The 1,276-nt window shown below is 76.0% G+C and carries 1 protein-coding gene and 1 pseudogene; both read left to right on the plus strand.

The annotated features are described in order from the left end of the window. Positions 1–710: pseudogene (locus tag ACFXA3_RS42740) on the plus strand (MFS transporter); the annotation flags it as partial. 21 nt (positions 711–731) lie between these two features. Then, entirely contained in the window at positions 732–1,241 is a 510-nt protein-coding gene (locus tag ACFXA3_RS42745; RefSeq protein WP_054223644.1) for a MarR family winged helix-turn-helix transcriptional regulator, read from the plus strand. The last annotated feature ends 35 nt before the right edge of the window (positions 1,242–1,276 follow it).

Below are 1,276 nucleotides of genomic sequence, written 5' to 3' on the forward strand. Positions count from 1 at the left end.
GCCCCCGCCCCGCGGGGGGTCACGCGGGGGCGGCCGGGGGGGGGCGGCGCGCCCGGGGCCCCCGCCCCCCCCGCCCCGCCGCCGTACGCACCTCCCCGCTCGCCGGGCTGCGCGCCGTCCTGGGCGAGCGCCGGCTGCGCGCCCTCACCCTGCTGTTCTGGCTGCCGCCCGTCTTCGTCATCACCCCCGAGGCGCTGCTCGCCCCGTACGCCGACGGCATCGGCGCCGGCACCGCCGCGCTGGGGGTGATGATGTGCGCCCTGCCCGTGGGCACCATCGCGGGTGAACTGTGGGCCGGCTCGGCACTCGGCCCCCGTGCCCGGTCCCGGCTCGTCGCCCCGCTCGCGGCCGCGGGGATGCTGCCGCTGCTCGCGTACGCCGCCCGGCCCGGGGTGGCGGCCGTTCTGGTCGCCCTGCTGCTCGCCGGCCTGGCGCACGCGTACACCCTCGGCCTCGACCAGTGGTACGTCGACGCCGTCCCCGACGAGCTGCGCGGCCGGGCGATGACCCTGCTGAGCACCGGCCTGATGACCTTCCAGGGCGTCGGCATGGCCCTGGCCGGGCTCGCCGCCGAGTTCGCGCCGGTGCACCTGGTCGTCGCCGGCGCCGCGGTGCTCGGCACGGCGGTGGTCCTGCTCCTCCTCGCCGAACTGAAGTCCGCCTCCGCCGGCCGCCGACCGAAGAATGAGACGGGCCCCGCCGCCAAATGACCGCCCGGTAGGGTCGGGTGCGTGTCCAAGCCGCTCAGCCTCCCCTTCGACCCCATCGCCCGCGCCGACGAGCTCTGGCAGCGCCGCTGGGGACCGGTGCCCTCGATGGCCGCCATCACCTCGATCATGCGCGCGCAGCAGATCCTGCTCGGCGAGGTCGACGCCGTGGTCAAGCCGTACGGGCTGACCTTCGCGCGCTACGAGGCGCTGGTCCTGCTCACCTTCTCCAAGGCCGGCGAGCTGCCGATGTCGAAGATCGGCGAGAGGCTGATGGTCCACCCGACGTCGGTGACGAACACGGTGGACCGGCTGGTGCGGTCCGGGCTCGTGGCCAAGCGGCCGAACCCTAACGACGGCCGCGGCACGCTCGCGTCCATCACGGACAAGGGCCGCGAGGTCGTCGAGGCGGCGACGAAGGACCTGATGGCGATCGATTTCGGGCTCCGCGCGTACGACGCCGAGGAGTGCCAGGAGATCTTCGCGCTGCTGCGCCCGCTGCGGGTCGCCGCGGCGGACTTCGAGGAGCAGTAGCGGGCGGGGGGGCGGCCCCCCCCCCCGCCGCCGCC

The sequence above is a fragment of the Streptomyces sp. NPDC059456 genome (genome assembly GCF_042750055.1).
Classification (GTDB): domain Bacteria; phylum Actinomycetota; class Actinomycetes; order Streptomycetales; family Streptomycetaceae; genus Streptomyces.